At 42.2% G+C, this 22,100-nt stretch carries 16 protein-coding genes and 1 pseudogene; 7 read left to right on the forward strand and 10 right to left on the reverse strand.

The window, feature by feature from the left end:
• Positions 1-29: 29 nt before the first annotated feature.
• Both CYLST_RS22555 and CYLST_RS22560 read right to left on the reverse strand, forming a co-directional pair.
• Complete coding sequence (locus CYLST_RS22555; RefSeq protein ID WP_015210052.1) at positions 30-434, reverse strand: hypothetical protein; 405 nt, start codon at positions 432-434, stop codon at positions 30-32.
• A gap of 122 nt (positions 435-556) precedes the next feature.
• Positions 557-1,462, reverse strand: a complete 906-nt coding sequence (locus tag CYLST_RS22560; protein ID WP_015210053.1) for a class I SAM-dependent methyltransferase — start codon at positions 1,460-1,462, stop codon at positions 557-559.
• A 637-nt stretch (positions 1,463-2,099) separates the two neighbouring features.
• On the opposite strand from CYLST_RS22560, the gene CYLST_RS22565 reads away from it, so the two are divergent.
• From CYLST_RS22565 to CYLST_RS22570, 3 genes and pseudogenes are all read left to right on the forward strand, one after another.
• Positions 2,100-3,560, forward strand: coding sequence for a linear amide C-N hydrolase (locus CYLST_RS22565; RefSeq protein ID WP_015210054.1), 1,461 nt, complete (start codon positions 2,100-2,102; stop codon positions 3,558-3,560).
• Positions 3,561-3,732: 172 nt separating this feature from the next.
• Positions 3,733-3,871: pseudogene (locus CYLST_RS34795) on the forward strand (IS4 family transposase); the annotation flags it as partial.
• 183 nt (positions 3,872-4,054) lie between these two features.
• Positions 4,055-5,566 carry a hydroxysqualene dehydroxylase gene (locus CYLST_RS22570; protein WP_015210056.1) on the forward strand — a complete coding sequence of 504 codons (1,512 nt, stop codon included), beginning with the start codon at positions 4,055-4,057 and terminating at the stop codon, positions 5,564-5,566.
• A gap of 153 nt (positions 5,567-5,719) precedes the next feature.
• Here CYLST_RS22570 and CYLST_RS22575 read toward each other — a convergent pair whose 3' ends face one another.
• The 4 genes from CYLST_RS22575 to modA form a co-directional block, all read right to left on the reverse strand.
• Positions 5,720-6,160: a hypothetical protein gene (locus CYLST_RS22575; RefSeq protein WP_015210057.1), complete on the reverse strand. Its 441-nt coding sequence runs from the start codon at positions 6,158-6,160 to the stop codon at positions 5,720-5,722.
• Between the two features lie 181 nt (positions 6,161-6,341).
• Complete coding sequence (locus tag CYLST_RS22580; RefSeq protein WP_015210058.1) at positions 6,342-7,205, reverse strand: DUF72 domain-containing protein; 864 nt, start codon at positions 7,203-7,205, stop codon at positions 6,342-6,344.
• A 169-nt stretch (positions 7,206-7,374) separates the two neighbouring features.
• Positions 7,375-9,180 (reverse strand): molybdate ABC transporter permease subunit, encoded by a 1,806-nt coding sequence (gene modB / locus CYLST_RS22585; RefSeq protein WP_015210059.1) that lies wholly within the window; start codon positions 9,178-9,180, stop codon positions 7,375-7,377.
• A 143-nt stretch (positions 9,181-9,323) separates the two neighbouring features.
• The gene (modA, locus tag CYLST_RS22590) at positions 9,324-10,121 is read right to left on the reverse strand and encodes a molybdate ABC transporter substrate-binding protein (RefSeq protein ID WP_015210060.1); all 798 of its coding nucleotides are present in this window, start codon (positions 10,119-10,121) and stop codon (positions 9,324-9,326) included.
• 99 nt (positions 10,122-10,220) lie between these two features.
• On the opposite strand from modA, the gene CYLST_RS22595 reads away from it, so the two are divergent.
• Positions 10,221-10,652 (forward strand): TOBE domain-containing protein, encoded by a 432-nt coding sequence (locus CYLST_RS22595; RefSeq protein WP_015210061.1) that lies wholly within the window; start codon positions 10,221-10,223, stop codon positions 10,650-10,652.
• Between the two features lie 172 nt (positions 10,653-10,824).
• Here CYLST_RS22595 and CYLST_RS22600 read toward each other — a convergent pair whose 3' ends face one another.
• Positions 10,825-11,106 (reverse strand): DUF427 domain-containing protein, encoded by a 282-nt coding sequence (locus CYLST_RS22600; RefSeq protein WP_015210062.1) that lies wholly within the window; start codon positions 11,104-11,106, stop codon positions 10,825-10,827.
• An 80-nt stretch (positions 11,107-11,186) separates the two neighbouring features.
• On the reverse strand, positions 11,187-11,873 hold the full coding sequence (locus tag CYLST_RS22605; protein WP_015210063.1) for a PEP-CTERM sorting domain-containing protein: 687 nt from the start codon (positions 11,871-11,873) through the stop codon (positions 11,187-11,189).
• 864 nt (positions 11,874-12,737) lie between these two features.
• Here CYLST_RS22605 and recQ point away from each other — a divergent pair.
• Positions 12,738-14,909 (forward strand): DNA helicase RecQ, encoded by a 2,172-nt coding sequence (gene recQ, locus CYLST_RS22610; protein ID WP_015210064.1) that lies wholly within the window; start codon positions 12,738-12,740, stop codon positions 14,907-14,909.
• A gap of 8 nt (positions 14,910-14,917) precedes the next feature.
• Here the strand turns inward: recQ and CYLST_RS22615 are convergent, their stop codons facing one another.
• Complete coding sequence (locus CYLST_RS22615) at positions 14,918-17,605, reverse strand: nSTAND1 domain-containing NTPase (RefSeq protein WP_015210065.1); 2,688 nt, start codon at positions 17,603-17,605, stop codon at positions 14,918-14,920.
• A 129-nt stretch (positions 17,606-17,734) separates the two neighbouring features.
• Between CYLST_RS22615 and CYLST_RS22620 the strand changes: the two genes are divergently transcribed.
• On the forward strand, positions 17,735-18,124 hold the full coding sequence (locus CYLST_RS22620; RefSeq protein WP_015210066.1) for a CU044_2847 family protein: 390 nt from the start codon (positions 17,735-17,737) through the stop codon (positions 18,122-18,124).
• Between the two features lie 59 nt (positions 18,125-18,183).
• Here the strand turns inward: CYLST_RS22620 and CYLST_RS22625 are convergent, their stop codons facing one another.
• Positions 18,184-18,936 carry an SDR family oxidoreductase gene (locus CYLST_RS22625; RefSeq protein WP_015210067.1) on the reverse strand — a complete coding sequence of 251 codons (753 nt, stop codon included), beginning with the start codon at positions 18,934-18,936 and terminating at the stop codon, positions 18,184-18,186.
• A 1,176-nt stretch (positions 18,937-20,112) separates the two neighbouring features.
• On the opposite strand from CYLST_RS22625, the gene CYLST_RS22630 reads away from it, so the two are divergent.
• Positions 20,113-22,089, forward strand: a complete 1,977-nt coding sequence (locus tag CYLST_RS22630; protein ID WP_015210069.1) for an AMP-dependent synthetase/ligase — start codon at positions 20,113-20,115, stop codon at positions 22,087-22,089.
• Positions 22,090-22,100: the final 11 nt, after the last annotated feature.

Genomic DNA, 22,100 nt, shown 5'->3' on the forward strand with positions numbered 1-22,100 from the left:
TTTACCTGTTCCCGTTCAGGCGTCTGTAGTCAGAAGTTAAGAGTATTACCAGAAATAGTATTATTTCCACCTTTAATATTTATCCCTTGCCAATTTTCAATAATCGTTTTAGTTAATTGCGGTTGTGCTTCAGTGGCTACAGTTTCCACCGCTTGAGCAATTTCTGGGTCTTTTTTCGCTGCTTCCTCAACTTGTTGCCCAATCAGCACGGCTTGGCCGTAATCTAGAGGTTGGGTTTGTGCCTGTTCTATGGCTTTCGCTGTCTCTGGTTGCTTGCGCTTCAACAGAGAAAATAACTTACCACCAGCCTCTAAAGTCTTTTCCCCCAAGATTTCCCCAGTTTTTTCAATGGCTTTGGTAATGACCAAAGTGGCGATCTGCGCTTCGCAGCAGCGCTTCGCTATCGCAGATGCTGTCAGTGAAACAGGTTCCATATTATAATTTAGTTAAAATGGGGACTTTACTGGTATCTATTCTACCTTGTTCGTAGTAAGCGCTTCAGCGCTTTTACCTTTAACTGCACCGGAAAGCACTGAAGTGCTTACTACAAACTGAATTATTCCAAATGAGTGCTGTAGGCGCTAAAACCATAAGCCAACTTGGCTCTTTCAGCATCTGATGATGGCTTCAAACTTCTATTAATTGATTTAGCAAACGGCACCGGAATCGCTTTGATTATTTCCGGAAAAATTGCATATTCTTTCGTTGGTTCCACAGTGTATTGTGGACACTTCGCCTTCATTCCCGCAGTCGCTAACATTTCGTCAATTTCAGCCGCTGAATATTGCTTGAGATAAACAGGGTTTTTGCTAAATACGTTGATATTTCTGATAAAATTATGGACAAGGTGCGAAGGACAATCTTTGTTATGAAAAGAATGATTGAAAACGAAAATTCCACCGGGTTTGAGAACGCGAGCTATTTCTGCCATCAGGTTTCTTAACTGGGCATCTGGAATATGCATAAAAACGCAGTTAGAAATGACCAAATCTATAGAATTATCTGCTAAAGGCAAAATTTCCGCAGAATTGCAAATTAAGTTAAATTCCGCATCAGGGAAAAAATTATATTCTTGCTTAACCTTGACTAACCGCCGCAACAAAGGTTCAGAAATATCAATTCCATAATATTTCTGACAACGGAGATTTTTATCTATAGAGAGATGCAAAGGAGCGCGACCATAACCACAACCAAGCTCTAAAATAGAATCAACAGATTTATTTTGAGGAAACTTATCCCAAGTGCCGCCAGGTCTGCCACCTAACAGAGTGTAATCTTGTTTGATGGGCGATGCTTCCGTAACTTTCTCAATTTTTTGGGAACCATAGTAGGTTTTACCAATTCTGTCCCATGTTTGCTTGTGCTTAGTTTCATTTAACTGTGCATAATCGCTGGGAAAATAAATACCATCTCTCAATTCAAAATTATTCAAACTATATTGAGCATTGGCGGCTGCACTCATAAAATTATTCCTGACGATAAATTAAGTCTGTCTTCTGTTATACTCTCAACTCAGCATTAACAGCAAGCGCTTTTAACAAGTATACATAGCTGACTGCTGATATCAAGACCGTCTAATAACTGCCCCTAATCCGCTCTTTGCCAGACTACGGTGTACACACAAGTCTCTCTCGATACAAGATATGGCTCACTTATCTCCTTTGGCACACGACCATATCAATATGCTAGGGCGCTACCACTTTAATTTACCTGAGTCCTTGAAGAATTTGGGAATGCGTCTTTTGCGTTCTGATACTTCTTTGTAAGCATTGTGGACTGAAACTCATTTCCAGTAAGGCTTTCAGCCTTAGCGTAAGTTTCTGCGCGATTGCTGATGCTGTTGGCGAAAGTGTTACAAGTTTTCCTATAGGCGTGTTGCACATCTAAAAGAGCAACGATAAATTAAGGATATGATCTTTGTAATACGTTTAGATACATTTATATTTCATTCGCTATGTTGATTGCTACCAAAACGCCAATACCTGAAATTAACTGAATTTACTATGATTTGATAATTTACGAAGTCCTGAATTTAACTCAACTTTGAATTTAAAAAACCAAGCACAATTACAAGTAAATAAATTTACAGTGACAAATGTATGAAACGTTACATCAGAAGTTTTTCATTGGCTATACCGTTTCTATTGGTTGGAATTGCCGCACTAGTAGCCTGCGATTTCACACAAGAAGGCTTTAATATTCATCAAGCACTGAGCAACTCGATGAATGATTTGCACCTTGGATTAATACCAGTAGTATTACTTGGTTGTACCCGTGCAATATATGTTGCTAACGAGGAAACAAAATCAATTTTTACCATGCGTAGCATGGACTGGGCTGATCCAAATATGTCCATAAGTTTATGGGCATCACCTAGAAATAGCTATCGGACAGGTGTTGGTGAAAGTGATGAGGGTTACCCGTTAACATGGGAATCTAAGTATAAGAGCCTCGTTGTATGTAATTATGGAAAGTCTACGACTGATGGCATCAACGAGGAGGGCTTAGTTGCCAATCTGCTTTTTCTAGCACAAGCTGACTACACGCATGATGAACAGTCCAATAAGCCGCGTTTACCGATTAGTGGTTTGGCACAGTATGTACTGGACAACTATGCAAACGTCCAAGAAGCTGTAGATGGGTTAAAGGAGGAGCCATTTTTTATTGTGACTTCTGACATAGCCTTAGCAACATTAGACAGAGAAAACAGTAAATTCAAAGTAAGTACTAAAAACATAGTTTTACATTTGTCTATTTCAGATTCTCAAGGAAATTCGGCAGTCTTACAATACGTGACCGACGAGCAAACCAAGAAATCTAAATTAGTAGTGTACCACTTTCAACAGGACAAAAAAGATAAAGGCAAAGACACGGTCTCTGTCATGACTAACTCGCTGTATGAAGAGCAATTAGAACTTTTAAAGAGATTTCAAAATGAGGATGGAGAGTTTGATTGGGCAGGTAAAAATAAATCCTTTAGCTGGGATAAGCTCATGTCTAATTCAGGTTTTGAGCTGACTCCGCCAATGAATGGAGCTAATATTCGATTTCTCCGCGCCTCGTTCTACAGCAATAGAATGGACAAAATCGATAACAATTACCAAAATCAAAGACCATTCATTGATGAGACTAACAGAGTTCTTGGTAACCCCGAATCTTATAGTATATGGGTTGATAAGTGGTCACAAAACGAAGGTGTCGCTAGAGCTTTTTCGTTGATTCGTAATCTGTCAACGCCTTTAAATATTCAGGGAATAAATAATAACCCATTCCTTTCTTCTACACTGTGGCGTACTGTTATAGATCATAAGAAAAATCGCTATTTCTTTGAATCAACTAGGGGTTTATGTCCACTATATGTTGATCTCGACGAATTCTTTAAGGATTTAGAGACAGTGAAAAAGCTTGATATTTTGCTGTCGCCAACAAAAAAGGGTGATCAAGGGATTGACCTACTGGAGGATCAACTAAACAAAGGAATAAAGATAGGCAAGGTTAATCATGAGTTTGTTGAGGTCGAAGATAATAAATGGTTTTATTTTGACTATCAGAAGTCGTGACGAAGAAACTAGGGTTAAGATAAAGCGCTTTTTGTCAATCAATTAAAATACTCAAAAATTTCTCCATAAAAATGATAATCGTGTATGGGGAATAAGGGGAGGAGACGAGGAATGCTCGCCTTCTCCCCTGAGCTTTAATTATTATTATCTTCAAAGTGTTTGACTGGTTAAATATAGGACTTATATCCTCGATTCACAAATATTATTACCATAGGTCGTGGCCGATTTATATCGCCGAAGATGGAGAATTGAAGAAGCTTTATACACGATTAAACGATTAAGTATGGGCTACTTGGTTATTTTATGCCGTGCCAAAGAAAATCAAGATTTAGGAGTAGTTAAAGCGCTGCGAAAGCCAGTCTTCAATCTGGATTTATCCCCTTTTGCCGCACCCTCGCAGACGTTAGTGCAATTATCTTAACTTCTCACGAATGGGGGGGTGGGGGACTGTTTCAGATACATTGGTTAAGAAACTGCAATAATGAGAGGCTGGGATGACAGAAGGTTCACAACAAAAACGGGTGATAGTTGTGGGTGCCGGTTGGGCTGGTTTAGGGGCTACCTACCATTTGGCGAAACAAGGTTATGATGTGACACTTTTAGAAGCAGGCCCTTATCCTGGTGGATTGGTGGCGGGGTGGCAAACTGCGGCTGGGAAGTCTGTAGAAGCGGGTATTCATGGCTTCTGGTATCCCTACAGAAATATATTTGCTCTTATTAATGAGTTAGGAATTAATCCCTTTACTACTTGGACTCGTTCGGCACAATATTCGCCAGCAGGTTTGGAAGTTGAATCACCAATTTTTCAAGATTTACCGCGACTTCCTACGCCGCTGGGAACTTTTCTTTATACTCAGTTTCAGCGGTTGCCATTAGTTGACCGTCTCAGCGCTTTACCTTTGCTTTATGCTGTGGTTGATTTTGACAATTCTGATGAGGCTTGGCGACGTTATGATTTTGTAACCGCCCGTGAATTGTTTAAAGATTTTGGTGTTTCGGCACGGCTTTATAAAGAAGCTTTTGAACCTATGCTATTGGTGGGTTTATTTGCCCCTGGTGAACAATGTTCTGCTGCTGCTACTTTAGGGATGCTTTACTTTTTTATTCTTGCTCATCAACCGGATTTTGATGTGGTTTGGTGTCGGGGAACTGTGGGGGAAAAAATATTTCGTCCTTGGGTAAAACGTTTAGAAGAAGCTGGTGCGAAAGTTTTACCCAAGCGCCGAGTTACGGATGTAATTGTTGATAGTCAACAACGGGCTACAGGTGTTGTTTGCGGTGATGAAGTATTTGATGCTGATGCTGTGATTTTTGCAGTTAGCGTTACGGGGATGAAAAAAATTGTTTCAACTAGCCCTAGTCTACAAAGCTGTGAAGAATTCCGCAATTTGAGCAATTTAGGGGCTATTGATGTTTTAGCAACTCGGCTGTGGTTTGACCGCAAAATCGATATTCCTCGTCCTTCTAATGCTTGCTTTGGGTTTGATGAAACTACAGGCTGGACGTTTTTTGATTTGAATGCTTTACATGATGAATATCAAAATGAACTGGGAACGGTGATTGAAGCTGATTTCTATCATGCAAATCAGTTTCTCGGTTTGAGTGATGAGGAAATTGTGGGGATAGTTCAGGGTTATTTGGCAACTTGTGTACCAGGGTTTCGAGAAGCTAAGGTGATAGATAGTAGTGTGATTCGCTTACCAAATGCGGTAACTCATTTTGCACCGGGTAGTTATCGTTATATGTTGCCTGCAAAGACGAGTTTTGAGAATGTGTTTATGAGTGGTGACTGGATTGTTAGCCGTCACGGTTCTTGGTCGCAAGAAAAGGCTTATGTGACTGGTTTGGAGGCGGCAAATTCGGTGATTTCTTATTTAGGAAAGGGTTCGCCTGCTGAGATTTTAGCAGTTGAGGAGGACGAAGTGCATATTCAAGCGGCGCGATCGCTCAACGAAACAGCCAGACACTTGGTCAAATCCATCTTACCGGACTTTTGGTTGCCGTAATCAGCAAAAATGCCGTAGGCAAAGAACCTCACCCTGGTTCTGCTACGCATAACCTGTCCCTCTCCTTGTGAAGGAGAGGGATGTCTGTTAAGACTCTTTGAGGTTTTGTCTCCCCTCCCCGCTGTTTCCTGGAGGGGGTGGGGTGACATTGCTTTATTTGGCTTTTTGCTTGATGTGTCGCCCAAGAAGTCCTTGCTGAATCCAGTTTAGACATTCATATTCTGATGTGAATAATTTGGGCGCTGCAATATTATTTAGCAATTCTGGTGGATAGTGGTCATAAAAATATTTACCCCCTTCTTGGAAGACAATAATCAAATTATGGCGGTAAACATAGCGAGATTTAAAGCTATCTCCTTGAGAGACAAAATCTGAATGTTGCTCAATATGTTCTTTGGCAATATCAACTATATTATTGATGCTACTGCCATAAACTTTAGCTGGATTGTCTGCTTTGTGGAATTGGCTTTTATGTCCAATTTCTGCCAATAATTTATACGAATAAATTTCGTGATTATCTGCTGTGCCAAAAACAAAGGGAATGATGAGATATCCTTTATATGAGACTGAGTTTTCATAAAGAAGACGACTCATATCAACCTCCTGTTTAAATGGATGGTAAGCAAGTTCGTAGTAAGGACTTTAGTCCTGATTTTTCTAAGCACTTTAGTGGTTACTACAAACCCTTAAAACTGTCTTAACAAAGTACTAAGTTTTTTAGAAAAGTATGGCAATAACTATTATCGCTTTTTTTGAGATAAGTCAGCAGGAAATATCAGCAATTTTCAAATAAATTGAGTTGAGTGGGGGGATGGTCGGGGTTATGACTTGGTAGAGGTGGAATTGCTGCGCCACTTTGTTCTAATAGCTGTTGGAAGTAAAGGGCTGTGCTAGGCGATCGCTCTTCTGTTGGACAATGAACAAAGAAATAAATTCGCACACCCGTCTGCAACCATTGCTGTATCTGCGTTACCCACTCTTCCATAAACGGCTGATTGACTGACAAATTGGGATGAGAGATAAACCGAATCAGGGTGAAAGGTGCTGTTACACTGAACTGCACAGGAACTTTGGGTTTACGCCGTTCTGATTCTAATTGGGGGTCATCGTCTCCAGTATAGACAGGACGCGAGTCTAACAACACCCTGCCCACGCCTAATTTTTCTAAAAGTGCGGTCAAATTACTCGCATGAGGTTCTCTGAACCAGTCGCGATGGCGAACTTCTAGGGCTAGGGGTGCATCTGTGCGCGGCCAAGCTGACAAAAAGGCGGTTAAATCATCAAGCAAAGTTGGTGGGTAGCTTGGTGGTAATTGGGCAAACATCGGCCCAAGATGCTTACCTAAAGGGCGCATTCCCTCCAGAAATTTTAAAGCATCAGGGATGTATGGTTGCAGTAAGCCTTGATGGGTAATATCTCGCGGCAATTTCAAGCAAAATTCAAAGCCTGGGGGTGTAACGCTTGCCCAACGGCTGACAGTTTCTTGATTAGGGACGGCGTAGAAAGTGGTATTGCCCTCAACTGTGGTGAACCGACGACTGTAGACACGCAGAAAGTCTGTGGTGCGAGTGCCTTGGGGATAAATTTCGCCCACCCAACCTTTATATGCCCAAACTGCACAACCGATAAAAAAGTTCACAAAACTGCACGCTTTGATGTGTTTTCTTTAATTGTACAACTTGGTTCTTGCTTGGATACAACAAGCACACTGTGGAGACGTTGCATGCAACGTCTCTACATTCTTTCCCACCAGATGTCTTGTGTTCATCTGTGGTAACTTTTTCCTAAAATCGACTGTTATAAAAAATCTAATCTTCCATCAATATCAACCGTAGAGAATCTAAACGCAGATACCAGGGGAAAGGCTGGTCTTTGAGGGTTGCCCATTTTTCCTTAAACACCTCGGCTTGAAGGTGGTAATCTTGGTTATTTGTAGGCGGAGAATGCAATTTGAGAAACAGCGTCATTCGGTGGGGCGTTTCGATGGTGGATGCTAGCCAGCAGTTAAAGGTATTTTCCCGATTTGTGTCATTTGTGAAGCTGATTTGATGGGCGCGAATTCCTAGATAAGATAAAGATTCGGGGATTGGTTCTGTAACTTGCAAAGTGCAACCCCAGTCGATTGCTTCTACTTCATCAGATGATTTAGCTATAGCTTGGGAGAAGTTCTTACAGCCTGTTAATTGAGCTACGCTATAGGTGGCAGGATGCTGGAAAATTTCTTGTTTCGAGCCATAATGAACGGCTTTTCCCTGATCTAACACCAACAGATTTGGGCAAAGTCGATAAGCTTCTTCTAGGTTATGGGTGACAAAGAGGGTTGCACCTTGATAAGTTGTTAGGGTTGCCATCATTTGCTGTTCTAGTTGGCTTCGCAAGTGGGTATCGAGTGCGGAAAATGGCTCATCTAACAGGAGTGCTTGCGGTTGACTAGCTAAAGCCCTAGCCAGTGCTACCCGTTGCTGTTGTCCCCCTGAGAGTTGGTGCGGATAGCGATCGCCTAATTCTGGCAATTGTACAGTGAAAAGTTGCTCCTCTACCTGTAATCGCCTACTACCAGCAGATAAACCCTTGGGTAAACCAAAGGCGATGTTTTGGGCTACAGTCATGTGAGGGAAAAGGGCGTAATTCTGCAATAAAAAGCCAATTTGGCGATCGCGTGACGGTAAATTAATCTTCTTATCTGCATCAAACAATACTCGCCCATTCAACACAATTCGCCCAGATGTGGGAGTTTCAATCCCCGCAATACAGCGCAAAATCATACTTTTACCAGCCCCAGAACCCCCCAACAATCCCAAAGGTTGCTCATCGCTGTTAAAGGATACTTGCAATTCAAAGCCAGGAAGTTTTTTGTTAATCTCGACAATCAAGCCAGCATTGTTCAGGGGTAAAGGCTGACGGGGGAAAGTTGCAGACGAACCACCCCGTCCACTTTCTCGCCCTTTTCCCCCTTGCCGGCGGAGTTCTTGCCAAAAATTTACAGCTATAATTCCAGATAGGGAAATCGTCATAATTGCGATCGCCCAAAACCAAGCTTCATTCATCTCCCCCGCTTCCACCGCAAAGTAAATCGCCATCGGGATAGTTTGAGTTTGTCCGGGAATATTGCCAGCTAACATCAAAGTAGCGCCAAATTCACCCAACGCACGGGCAAAAGCCAGAGTAGTTCCCGCCACAATTCCGGGGAATGCTAAAGGTAAACTAATCTGCCAAAAAATAGTTGATTCAGAAGCCCCAAGGGTTCTAGCTACCCGCAGAAAATTCCCATCAATTTGTTCAAAAGCTCCCAAAGCCGTCTTGTACATCAAAGGAAAAGCCACAACTGTAGCAGCAATCACCGCGCCATACAAAGTAAAAACAATCGAAAAATCAAAACGCTCCATTAGCTTACCGACCGGGCCATTTTTACCAAACAGCAGCAGCAATAAAAAACCCACAACCGTCGGCGGTAAAATCAGCGGCGCGACAAATATTCCCTCAATCAGCGATTTCCCTTTACCACCATATCCCAACATCCAATAGGCAGCAGCAATCCCCAGAAAAAAAGTGATAAATGTCGCCAATGAAGCAGTTTTCAGCGATATCCACAAAGGAGATAAATCAAGTGGCATTGTTCAAATTATGATTATTTAACTAATTGCGAAATTGCGGCATCTACAGCGCTCAAAACCTCACCTTGTCCTGCCTCAAATCCCTCTCCTTACGAAGGAGAGGGACAGGTTTTGCATAGCAAAACCAGGGTGAGGTCTCTACACTATTTAGCTACAATAAAACCAGATTTTTTCAATACAGCCTTAGCTTGACTACCGGATAAAAACTGGACAAACTCTTTAGCCGCCGCCACATTTTTACTACGTTTAATCACAGCTACCGGATAGACAATTGGCGAGTGATATTTATCATCAGCCGCAACTACAACTTTTACCTTGTCAGAAATTTTGGCGTCGGTGGCGTAAACTAAACCCGCATCAGCATTACCACTTTCTACCACCGCCAGAACCTGACGCACATTATTAGCTAAAACCAATTTAGACTTGACTTTATTAAAAATACCCAACTTCTTTAAAACCTGCTCACCATATTGCCCCGCGGGAACACTTCTAGGTTCACCAATAGCGATTTTTTTGATTTTCGCATCCGTCAAATTGTAGAAGCTAGAGACGCCAACAACATTCTTCGGCACAATCAACACCAAACGGTTATTTGCCAGATTGGTACGAGTACCCGCAACCAACAGTCCTTTTTGTTCCAAAGCATCAACTTGCTTTTTAGCCGCAGAGATAAAAACATCAGCCGGCGCACCTTGCTCAATTTGTTGCTGCAAAGCACCAGAAGCGCCAAAATTATAAGTAATGTTGACATTCGGTTTACTTTGTTGGTAGAGAGGCTTAATTTCACTCAGCGCCTCTTTCAAACTAGCAGCGGCGGACACGAGGATGTTGGCATTAGACTGTGCTAATACAGGAGAAGGTGTAACCAACGGCAAGCCAATCGCTAGAAGCAAGTTAGCAACTACTATACCCAAAAAGACTAAAATTTGTCTGCTTTTCATAAAAAAACTCTGCTTAGATGAAATTCTGCTTTAGAAGATGCACGCTTGGTAGGATTGTATCAAGATTACCAAGTATGTACCAATTAAATTGGTAACATTATGCCACGAAAAGAACAAGGATGGGTCACATTTCAAACATCAGAAGAGGAGCGAAAGATTCTGGAAGAGTTCTGCCAGCAGTCACATCGCACCAAAACTGAGATTTTGCGGGAACTGGTGCGTGGTCTTAATCAATACTCGTCACCACCAATAGCATTACCAACCGAACCGGAGTCAGCGGCGGAAATTCCTCAAAGCAAAACTAGTAGTGAAAAGAAACCTTTAAAAGTTAGCTCCCGGAATGTGCTGAAGGGAATCGTCAAACGAGTGACAACAGGAGCCGTGAATACGGAGATTACCCTAGAAATTGTTCACAGAGTTGAGTTAACCTCGATGATTACCAGAGTCTCAGCTGAGGAGTTAGAACTGACTGAGGGAACAGAAGCTTATGCGGTGATTAAATCTAACGATATTGTGATTGCTAGAGAATAGTTGATAAATATGGCGGTTATTGATGGAATAGACATCTGGTAAAAATTAAATATGCCTCATCCAGAACCCTTGTAGAGACGTTACATGGAACGTCTCTACAATCTTTTTTGGAGATAATTAATGGGTAGAGAAGTTGTATGCAACATCTCTACACAATCATTTTTAAAACAAATTAAGACTCAACTTTGACACCTTTCCAAAAGCCAATATAACCTTCAATATTCTTGGCTTTTTCCTTGGTGCTGGGATAGTACCAAGCAGCATCTTTGTTAACTTGTCCATCAACTTCAACACTGTAGTAACTAGCGACACCTTTCCAAAAACAAGTGGTGTGGGTGTCACTTTCTCTTAAATATTGTCTGTTAACGGTGTCAGCAGGGAAGTAATGATTTCCTTCTACGACTACGGTATCGTTGCTTTCGGCTAAAACAGCGCCGTTCCAAATTGCTTTCATAAGTGAGTTTGAGAATAAACATGACACTTCACATTTTGACACTTCTACAGCTTGAAGGAAATCCCCCTAAATTTACCCTATTAACCGATTATCTTATTAGACTTAGTAAATCGACGTTTTAAGATAAATCCAAATCCAATACCGATTGAGAGTCCAAAAATGTTCGCAGGTTCAGGAACAGGCTGGCTAGCTTGACTAGCTTGACCGACAATTAAATTATTAACAGTAGGCCAAACAAACTCGTCGGTGTTTATTTCTGTTGTGGAAGCAACTAAACTTGTTAAAGGAGTCCCATCATCAGAAATAAAGCCAAAAAAGTTAGTGGTACTATTAGTTGTAATAGATTGAGATGAACTTCCTTCATTTACTGAAGCAGTTATAATACCCGGAATTAGAGCGCCGTCAATCTCACTTCCAAAAAAGAAACCGCCGATTGCCGTAATCGTAGGACTAAAATTGGAAAAAATTATAGGATCTGTAGACTCATCGGTCGATAACCAGTGATCGCTGCCACTACCAGCAGGGAAAAAATCGTTCGCTGCTGAAGCACTATAAGAATAAGTTCCATTACTAAAATTAATGGGGCTTAAAGTGGCAGTGTCGAGTGGCACGGATTCAAAAGTCTCTAAATAGTAATCAGGGTAGATGGCATTAAGAAAACTTGCTTGATCGGTATAAGTAATAATCACCGCTTGAGCAGGATTAGCTACAAGCATGATGGAAGTTGCAAGGCTGCTTAGAGTGATGACTTTAGTGAGAAATTTCATTGGTTAAATATCCTCAAACATTTCTATATAAACCGCATTGGGCAGGTAATGGCATAAATGCCCTATGTTTTTAAACGCGCCAAATTCGGTATTTTAAAGGTATAGTACCATTTTATTAGATACAAAAGTATACGGTATTTACTACTGAGCCTAGGGCGTGTATAAGAGGGATACAGCCTCTATTGTTCTCAATTCCTCTAAGAGGATGTCTGAAAAGTTATTTGTGACAACTCAAACAGTAGTAGATCCCCCTAAATCCACGCCAGTCGCTCATGGGGAGCCACTGCGTTGGGGAGGCAGCGCTCGACTAGGGTTAAGAGGCATAAAGCGACTGCCGTCGGAGGAGCCGACTTGTTCGCGCTGTGGCGTGGAGACAAGACAGTTCTGCGCGCTGGCTCCCCAGGACTTGGGGGACTTTGAGAAGTTTTGCCCCCCTTGTTCAGGGGAGCCACTGCGTTGGACGGGTTTCCCGGCTTAAAGCAAGTGGCGTGGGTAGGGGGGATCTCGATCAATTTTGATACGAATCAGACATCCTTAGTCCTAAGGGTTTTAGCCTTTCTTGATCAGAGTCTTCAACTTCCGCTTTCGGCAATGTTTTACAAGATGGGATAAATAAGCGCGAAGCTTTCAGTCTGGTGAAAGCCTTACTCAGTATACTTTTTTCTTATATGGACAAAGGCGAGCCGTTGAATTTGTTACAAAAAGGTTTTGGGGGTTAGGTTTCCGAGGTTTTGATTGGACTTATTGAGAATGAAATAGCCCTGTCTATCATTGTAGCTAGAGTTCCCCATTCCCCAAGGTGAGCTAAAATCCTGGTATCTTCATAACTACCCCTCGCAGATTTTTCCCAAAAAAGCGATCGCTATGCTTCAGTATCCCAAACTCGAACAAGCGCTGAAATATCACTTCGGCTATGACCAATTCCGCCCCGGACAACGGCAAATTATCGAAGATGCGCTGCAAAATCGGGATTTACTGATTATCATGCCGACCGGTGGTGGTAAATCTCTGTGCTTTCAGTTACCTGCACTCCTCAAACCAGGTTTAACGGTGGTGGTTTCCCCATTAATTGCTTTGATGCAAGACCAAGTGGAAGCACTGCGAACTAATAACATCTCTGCCACTTTCCTTAATAGTAGTCTGAACGCCTTCAAAGTGCGATCGCGTGAAGAAGCTCTTCTCCAAGGTAAAATTAAACTCCTCTACGTCGCCCCGGAACGTCTTTTGAGTGAAAGATTTCTTCCCCTGCTGGATTTAGTTAAAGAAAAAATCGGCATTTCTACCTTTGCAATCGATGAAGCGCACTGCGTCTCTGAGTGGGGACACGACTTTCGTCCAGAATACCGCCAAATGAAATCTCTGCGGAAGCGTTATCCTGATGTCCCTACCCTCGCTCTCACCGCCACAGCTACAGATCGCGTCCGTGCAGATATTATCCAACAATTAGGGCTAAAGCAACCAAGTATCCACATCGCCAGCTTTAACCGCCAAAACCTTTATTATGAAGTTCGGACTAAAACTAAAACTGCTTATGCTGAATTATTAGGAATAATTCGAGAAAATCAAGGTTCAGGAATTATTTATTGTTTAACCCGTAAAAAAGTTGATGAACTAACTCTTAAATTGCAACATGATAAAATTTCTGTTTTGTCTTATCATGCCGGATTAACTGATGATGAACGCTCAAAAAATCAAACCCGTTTTATTCGCGATGATGTGCGGGTGATGGTGGCAACAATCGCCTTTGGCATGGGAATTAATAAGCCAGATGTGCGGTTTGTAATTCACTATGATTTACCGCGTAATTTAGAAAGTTATTATCAAGAATCAGGTAGGGCGGGAAGGGATGATGAACCTTCTCGATGTACGCTTTTTTTCAGTTTTAGTGATATTAAAACTATTGAATGGAGTATTAACCAAAAAACCGACCCCCAAGAACAGTTGATTTCTAAACAACAACTACGTCAGGTAATTGATTATGCTGAAGGGACAGATTGTCGGCGGACAATTCAATTAGGTTATTTTGGCGAACGGTTTCCGGGGAATTGCGGTAACTGTGATAATTGCCTTTATCCTAAACCAGTGCAAGACTGGACAATTGAAGCGATGAAGTTTTTATCTTGTGTAGCCCGTTGTAAAGAAAGATTTGGCATGCTGCACATTATTGATGTGTTGCGGGGTGGGAAAAACCAGAAAATTACCCAAAATGAGCATGATTTGCTTTCTACCTACGGTATTGGCAAAGATAAAACTTTAGACGAATGGCGGATGCTGGGGCGATCGCTTTTACATCAAGGTTTACTAGAACAAACTGCCGATGGTTACTCGGTTTTGAAGCTCAACGCCCTCAGTTGGGAAGTGATGAAGCGACAACGGACAGTCTCGATAGCTGTGCCTGTAGCGCAAAAGGTGACTTGGGAAGAAGGGAGTACGAAAGCTGCGGAAGCGGAAGTTTTGGTGCAAAGATTGCGATCGCTCCGCAAACAACTGGCTGACGAGCAATCTGTCCCCCCCTACGTCATCTTTCATGATTCTACCCTGAAATTAATGTCTCAGGTACAACCTCAAACCTTAATTGATTTCGGCAAACTTTCGGGCGTCGGTAGTCACAAATTAGCCCAATATGGCGAGAAGTTTCTGGCAGAAATTAAAGCCTATCGTCGGGAACAAGGTTTACCAGAACAAAAAGTAGAATATCTACCATCTTATCACTCACCATCTGACAATTCACCTTCATACACCGAATTACAAACTTTACAATTACATCAGCAAGGTTTAAGCGTCACCGAAATTGCCAGACAACGAGACATCCGCACCACTACAGTTATCCGTCACCTTTCCGATTTAATTCAGAAAAATCAACAAGTAGATTTTAATCTGTTAGTTCCCCCAGAAAAACAGCAAAAAATTTGGCAAGTTTTAGAAACTCTTGGTGATATCTCGCTGACGCCAATTAAAGAATATCTTGGTGATAATTATAGCTACGATGAAATTCGCCTAGTCAGGGGAAAGTGGCGGCGAGAAAATCGTAAGTAATTCTTATATCACCATTTACCACAATCCTTGGGATTCTCAGGTGGTAAACCCAGTGTATTCCGAAATTCTGGCTCATAGCAAGCTTGTTGCCAATCGTCAGCGTTTTTAACTTGCTCTGGTGTTAGATTTTTGGCACCAGCGAGGTCGGCACCAGAGAGTTTGGCAAAATAGAGGTTAGCACCAGCGAGGTCAGCACCAGCGAGGTTAGCACCAGCGAGGACTGCACCAGAAAGATTGGTACCAGAAAGATTGGTACCAGAAAGATTGGTACTTTTGAAAGCGGCACGTTCGAGGTTGGCACGTTCGAGGTTGGCACCAAACAGGTTGGCACCAGACAGGTCAACACGATAGAGGTTAGTACCTTGAAGCGGAATATTATTGAGGTCAACACCAAGTTTTACCAGTTCTTGTAGTGCTAAGATTCGTGCTGGACTTTTTTCTTGTCCTTTAGCTTTCTCAACCGTATCCCACTGCTGACTAATTTGGATTTGTCTAGTGGTAACACGGCCTAAATATATAGCGAGAATAACTAAAGGAACGAACCCAAAACCAAGCAAACGGAGGCGATTATTTTGTCTATATCTGCGGCTTTGTTTAATCAACTCACCAGCTAAATTCGACAAACCAAAGTTGACAGCTTCCTTTTTTTGAAAAACTATAGCGTCGTCTAAGGGTTTACCTTGCAGCAGATAACCTTTAGCCTTGTGATGATCTCGCCATTTTTCTGCTGCTCCTTCAATTTCCCGTATTTGCAGCAACATCTTTCTGTCAGCATCTAACCAACTTCTCAACAAGCCCCAATGGCGAATTAAAGCTTCATGGGCAACATCAACTACTGCCACTCTTGCAGATGTTCCTCCCTTTTCCACTATATCAGTAGTCACAATCAGCTTTTCATCCGCCAAACGCTGAACAACTTCGTTAATAACTTCTGCCGGATATTTTTGATTAATTAAATCCTGTTGGAGTACCCGTCTGCGAGTGTCTTCTGTACCTTCTCCCAACTGAGTCAGGCTTAAAAAAATGTGCCGTACTGCTGCTTGTTGCAATTCTGAAAATGATTCGTACACCTCAGTAGCACGTTTTTCCAGCGTCCCCATGACACCACCCAGCTTGGCATAAGTGTTCACCCGCAAGCAGTTATCACTCCGCTGATTCCACAATTCGGTCAAAGTATATTGCAACAGTGGTAGATATCCTGGGGCGTTTTGGACATCCTTTAAAATTTGCTCAACTAATTCCGGTTCAACTTCTAAGTCAGCCAAATTGGCTGGTTTAATAATTGCTTCTCTCAATTCTTGCTCGGACATGGGTGTAACTGTCACCAGATTTTCCTGAATATGTCGTGCTAGTCCGCTATATTCTTGTTCCGCACACTTACCAAAGAAATCTGCCCGCATGGTCAGCACAAGACAAAGTTTGTTGTCATGACGTTGCAAGACACCCATCAAGCATTCAAAAAATTTCTTTCTTCTTTCAATATCTTGGCAGAGAGTAAAAGCTTCTTCAAATTGGTCTGCCACCAGTACGACTCGTTGGGTATTAGCAACGTCAATCAATTGCCTTAACCCATCAGCACCTCTATTTACCAATTCTTCTGCCCTAGCTAGTTGAGATGCCCGGTCAACATCTGACAATCCCCCATCCACAAATGTTAGGGCTAAATTTTGCAACGGGTTCTGTCCAGGGCGAAAAATCTTAATCTGCCAACTATCGCTACCAGATAGTCGCCTTCCTTGCTTTAATTCATACAATAAACCAGCCCTGACAACACTTGATTTCCCATTGCCGGAAGCCCCTAATACTGCGAGAAAATTACCTACTCGTAGTTTTTCTAACAATTGGTCAGTCAGTGCTGTGCGCCCATAAAAATATTTTGCATCTTCTTCGGTGCAATCAAAATATTCTAAACCCTTGTAAGGACAGGTAGTTTGCCCTGATGTCACCCTAGATTCACTGGTTGATGCTGTCCCCCTCCGAGTAAGCTGAATCGGTTCACCAGAATTAGCAAAAATTGGACGTTGGGGAAAGCTGTTATTTTGCTGGCTTAAAAGTTCTATTGAAGTATAGTTAGTTACCCATTGCTCTGATTTTGGTTCCAACCCTTTGAGTAATGCCGATGTTAAAAGGCTATGTTGATTACCAATTTCCTCGTATGCAACTTCAAAAGCACGAGATGCGGCAATAAAACAGCGATCGCGTCCTTTACCTCTATCACCTGGGTCAGCCTCGGTAAAATTCAGTACCTCGCCGCTATAGCAGCAATCTAAAACAACGATTTGCTGGCGCACAGAACTCTCTTGCAGTAAGCGACGCAACCATTGCAGAGATAATCCCCAATTGCCGGATAAGGGGTTCACATCACTTGTGGCTAAATATCCTTCTTCTACACCTATGTCTTCCCGTAAACCATGTCCTGAAAAATATAGCAGAGCCGTATCTGGGGGATGACCTTCTGGTTTAAATAGTTGGACTATAGCTTTTTTGAGATCAGAATGAGCTACCTTCGCCTGTTTACCAACCCGAATAGTGTTATTTTCTTTATTTTTAACAGCAGGTAGCCGAGTCACCTTAAAGTCGCCGTACTTTTCCAGTAATTGGGCAATGGCTTCTGCATCCTGTGCAGGTGCTTGCAGAGTGTTTAAGCCTTCGTAGCTGTAACTATTAATTCCGACTACTAAAGCATCCCGGCTCATATTAAAAATTTGAATATTAATTATTTTTAATTCTAGCAATTTGGATTTGTTTTCTCAATTTATAAGCAACAAAATTCTCCAAATTTTGTGGTAAATATTCAAGCATCCCTATCCCACCAAATTCTAGCTATGACTCAACTTGCACCGTTTCAATTAGAAGATGGTACTGTTATATACATTGAGGCTAACGAAGAAGTAGCAGCACCTTCGGTTAACAGTCAAATTGCTACAGAGGAAGAAGAATCTCTTGATGCTAAAGGATGGAATCCTGTTGCTGTCAAACAGCAAATGGCACAAAATTTCCAAGCTATTCAGGGAACTATTCGCGCTTATACGACTCAATCTTTGCAAGCTTTTAAGGATATTGAAATTGGTAATATCCGCAAAGTAACTTTAGAGTTTGGTTTAAAAATCGGTGGTGAAGCTGGTATTCCTTATGTAACTAAAGGTACTGCGGAAAGTAACCTGAAGATTACAGTAGAGTGTGGCTTTAATAACGAATCTCAGAAAAAGCCTTAGTCTCTGCTAAACCTCTCTTTTCAGGAGAGGTTCAGTTGTTGTACCCCCTTTAGGGGGCACTACTGCGCGGTAAAACCACCATCAATGGCTAGAGATTGACCAGTCACGAAGCTGGCCCCATCTGAACAAAGCCAGGTAACGGCGCTAGCAATCTCTTCAGACTTACCTAAACGACCAATGGGATGTAAAGCCATGATTTTGATTTTGCCTTCCTCACCAAAACCACGATCTACCATATCTGTCTCAATCGTACCAGGACAGACGGCGTTAATTCTGATGTTGTCTTTAGCGTGTTCTAAGGCTAGTGATTTGGTCAAACCAATTACACCGTGCTTACTAGCAGCGTAAATGGAAATATTGGCAAAGCCAATTAAGCCGGCGATGGATGAGTTATTGACAATTGCGCCTCCACCTTGCTTCAACATTTGCGGGATTTGATACTTCATCGACAACCAAACCCCTTTGAGATTGGTATCGATGGTATGGTTCCAATTTTCCTCTGTTTGTTCAATGCCAGGTCCGAAAATTCCTTCAGTACCCGCATTATTAAAGGCATAGTCGAGACGACCGTAAGTAGCAACTGTTTGAGCGATTAAGTTTTCCACTTCAACTGCTTGAGTGATATCAGTTTGCACAAACTTAGCTTCACCACCAATAGCTTGAATCAGTGCGACGGTTTCTTCGCTCTCTTTGATTCTGCGACTTGCAATCACTACCTTTGCACCCTTTTGGGCAAAAGCTAATGCAGCAGCTCTACCGATGCCAGAACTGCCACCTGTGACTAGAGCCACCTTGTTATCAAATTCTGCCATTTTAAAATGCCTTGAAATTGACCTTTTTAAGTATCTTATTTATTGTGGTGTATCAAACATTAATTTTGGCAGCAAGTTTTGCTAGGTTCTACTAGACTAGGAGAGCCAGATGCCTGAATAGGCAAGCTGTCTGCAAGGTTAAAAAGAAGTTAGATGCTAACACAAGGAAGGCGATGTCAAGTTTTGCCCCCATCAAGACAATCGCCTTCATCAGGCTATATTAGGAGAAACTGGGGATTTCAGAGCTAGACTCTGGCGGTTGCGCGGTGTTTTTAATTTTGGCAGCTATGATTATAGATAGCAGCTTAGGTAATGCCAGGCAGGCAACAGTATTTAACAACGTCAAGACTATACCATCTATCAAACTCATAGTTTAGCCCTCCCTGGTAAATAATTTGTGGTGACTATTTATAAGTTTGACGCATAGTTAGTGCGAAGGATTACATCCAAGCTTTTGAATTTCTTTTACAGGTTATAAGTGAAATAAATATATTTACACATTGTGATCTCTAGCAGAATATCTAGATTGAATTGTAAAAAAATATTAATGCTAAACAGTAATAGGTAAATGGGCAGTCTAAACTTACCAATTACCTGTTACAGAGAGAGCAGATTTTGGCTATAATTTTCCCATCGAAAACCCCAAATATCGAATCTGTATTTTGCCTCTCAATAGTTGGTCAACTGGGAGAACACCTGGCACAGAATTTAGGGCTGAATTTACAGTATTGACTACCAGTTACGGCGTAAACAGTACAGTAGGGAAAACTGGTAATTCCGACTCTGGCTATTTGTGACTCAGAACCCATTGCCGATGGTTCAGGAGATTTGGTTTTCGGAGCGAGAAGGATAGATAGAAGCTTGGGGAGTGCCAGACAAGCAACAGTGTTGATTAGTGTCAGGAAGATCGCATCCATTATACTTATAGGTAATCACCCATTGTAGAAATTAGGTGGTCGCTGTGTTTAGCTGCAAACCAAATTTTAGCAACTGATTAGAAAGCAATCTATTGCTTGCAGTTTATATAAATGAATATTATCATAAATTTTTGTAAAAATAACCGTTGAATTCGCGCAATTGTTATACACAGTAGGCAATGTGGATATTCAAGACAATTATTTGAGCGCGATCTCGAAATAAACTGGAAAAACTTTCAATTTTATTCAGCAACGTATTATGTCAAAAACCCAAAAAGCATCTTCTGTGCTATCTAACTTCACAAAGAGAGAACTTCTGGCAATACAAAGTTTGGTCGATTACACCAATGTAGAGTCACTACCAGAAGTTTGGCCCGTGACAGCCAAGGCATTTGGTAATCAGGTTGCCCTCCGCAACCCCCACGCGAAACCAGAAGTAGTGGTTACTTATACTCAGTTAGCAGAGCAAATGCAACAATTTGCCGCTGGGTTGCAGGCTTTGGGATTTAAACAGGGGGATAGCATCTCCCTAATTGCTGACAACAGCCCCCGGTGGTTTATTGCCGATCAAGGTATCATGACGGCTGGGGTAGTGAATGCAGTGCGTAGCGCCCAAGCGGAACGAGAAGAGTTGCTGTTTATTATTGCCAATAGTGACAGTACTGCGCTAGTAGTCGAAGATTTAAAGACACTCAATAAACTGCAGCAGGGACTGAACGATCTACCAATTCAACTGGTAATTTTACTTTCGGATGAAACCCCACCGACTGACGAATTCATCAAAGTGCTGAATTTTTCACAGTTGATGGAAGTTGGGGCAAAGCATAATTTTGTGCCAGTTAAGCAAAACGACGACACCTTAGCAACTTTAATTTATACTTCTGGCACTACCGGCAAACCCAAGGGTGTAATGCTGTCTCACGGCAATTTGCTGCACCAAGTAAAGGCACTGGGGGCAGTAGTGCAACCGCAAGTGGGAGACAAAGTCCTCAGCATCCTTCCCAGTTGGCACAGCTACGAACGCAGTGGTGAGTATTTCTTGCTTTCTCAAGGCTGTGAGCAAATTTACACAAACTTACGCTCTGTCAAAGCAGATTTGAAAAAATTTAAACCCCGGTTCATGATAGCTGTACCCCGCCTCTGGGAATCGATTTATGAAGGTGTGCAAAAGCAGTTTCGTGAACAGCCAGCAAACAAGCAACGCCTGATTAAGTTTTTACTGGGTATAAGTGAGAAATACATCAAAGCGGGGCGAATTGCTGAAAATTTGAGTTTAGAGCATCTTGATGCCTCAACATTCGAGCGATTAGCATCGAGGATACTAGCATCTGCTTTGTTTCCCTTCCACGCACTGGGAGAACGGCTGGTTTATGCCAAGGTACGGGAAGCAACGGGAGGAAGAATCAAGTATGTGATTAGCGGCGGTGGTGCGCTTCCTAAGCACATAGATAACTTTTTTGAAATTACCGGTGTGGAGATTTTAGTCGGCTATGGCTTGACGGAAACTTCTCCTGTTACCCATGCGCGTCGTCCTTGGCGCAATTTTCGGGGAACAGCAGGGCAGCCAATTCCCGGCACAGAAGCTAAAATTGTTGATCCTGAAAGCAGAAAGCCTCTAGCAGCTAGAGAGCGAGGCTTGGTACTGCTGAGGGGACCACAAATTATGCAAGGCTATTATCAAAATCCGGAAGCGACAGCGAAAGCAATTGACGCTGAGGGTTGGTTTGATAGCGGTGATTTGGGTTGGTTGACACCGGAAAATGATTTGGTGCTGACTGGCAGGGCAAAGGATACGATTGTGTTGACCAATGGGGAAAATATCGAGCCGCAGCCAATAGAGGATGCTTGTTTGCGATCGCCCTACGTTGATCAGATTATGCTTGTGGGACAAGATCAGCGCTGCATCGGCGCCATCATCGTTCCCAATATCGAAGCTTTAGAAAAATGGGCAGAAGGTCAAAATCTGACTTTGAGTATTCAGTCGGAGAATATTACTGCCTCACCCGGTCAAAAAATTAACTTGGAGAGTACAATAATCCAGGATTTATTTCGGCAAGAATTGAATCGAGAAGTGCAAAACCGTCCAGGCTATCGAGCAGATGATCGCATTAATCGATTCAAACTAATTGTGGAACCGTTTTCTATGGAAAATGGCTTAATGACACAAACGCTGAAAATCCGGCGACACGTCGTCATGGAACGCTATCGCGATACCATTGACGGAATGTTTGCCTGATAATTCCACCT

Source organism: Cylindrospermum stagnale PCC 7417 (assembly GCF_000317535.1).
Taxonomy (GTDB): domain Bacteria; phylum Cyanobacteriota; class Cyanobacteriia; order Cyanobacteriales; family Nostocaceae; genus Cylindrospermum; species Cylindrospermum stagnale.